This is a genomic window from Klebsiella sp. TF21-TM (assembly GCF_019753495.1).
Classification (GTDB): Bacteria; Pseudomonadota; Gammaproteobacteria; order Enterobacterales; family Enterobacteriaceae; genus Klebsiella; species Klebsiella quasipneumoniae.
In genome coordinates, this window is the sequence record NZ_JAIJYL010000113.1 from 1 (window position 1) to 765 (window position 765).

A 765-nucleotide genomic window follows, 5' to 3' on the forward strand; every position below is an offset into this window, starting at 1 on the left:
GTAAGCAGAGTTTTTGAAATGTAAGGCCTTTGAATAAGACAAAAGGCTGCCTCATCGCTAACTTTGCAACAGTGCCACAATGTGCGTAATGACCCCCCTGACCTCCAACCCGTCCTCATCGTCATCAGGTATAGCCCTGAAGTTATCCAGCTTATCGAGTTCCTGGAGACACCGCTTGGGGTGTAGTCGCAATCGCATGATCCTGAATTCTTGTTCCAGGACACAGAGCACCAAAGACCCGTCAACGGGCGTGCCCCCAAAATCTACTATGAGCAGCGCACCAGGCTTTATCCCTTCCCGGAAAGAGTAGGTATCACTTCGAAAAAAGAATACTCCCGGCGCTCCTGTATTACAGTGCTGATCGAGTGACAGCCTGTTTTCCTGGTAGTCGGTTGCTGGCGATGGAAAACCCATTTTTAACGGCCTCCGTTGGGGTTAAAAAGCATGAATGTCCGGTTCTCTCCTTCCTGAGTGGAAATGTCTTTAAAAACGGTCACGTAGGTTTCAATCCACTGATTTGCTTGGCGACAACTCCAGTGAAAATTAATCAGCGCAAGCTGGCTGACAAAGGCTTCTGTCGTAACTGTCTGACGACCGTTCGGCTCACGCTTAATGCTCGCACGCCAGGCTGAGTCAATTTCATAGTGTCTAGGCATGAAAAACCTCCGATCAATATAGCTGTATGCATATGGGTCTTCCCTTGTTGTGGTGGCTGAAGGCATGATAATGGTGTATTTAATCGCCAGAGGTCACCGCCATGGACGA

Annotated in this window: 2 protein-coding genes; both read right to left on the minus strand. The window is 48.9% G+C overall.

Features of this window, described 5'->3' with window-relative positions; translation table 11 throughout:
* Positions 1-57: 57 nt before the first annotated feature.
* Positions 58-414 carry a S24 family peptidase gene (locus tag K5R89_RS27145; protein ID WP_004199403.1) on the minus strand — a complete coding sequence of 119 codons (357 nt, stop codon included), beginning with the start codon at positions 412-414 and terminating at the stop codon, positions 58-60.
* Positions 415-416: 2 nt separating this feature from the next.
* Positions 417-656 carry a hypothetical protein gene (locus K5R89_RS27150; RefSeq protein WP_001549892.1) on the minus strand — a complete coding sequence of 80 codons (240 nt, stop codon included), beginning with the start codon at positions 654-656 and terminating at the stop codon, positions 417-419.
* Between the last annotated feature and the right edge of the window lie 109 nt (positions 657-765).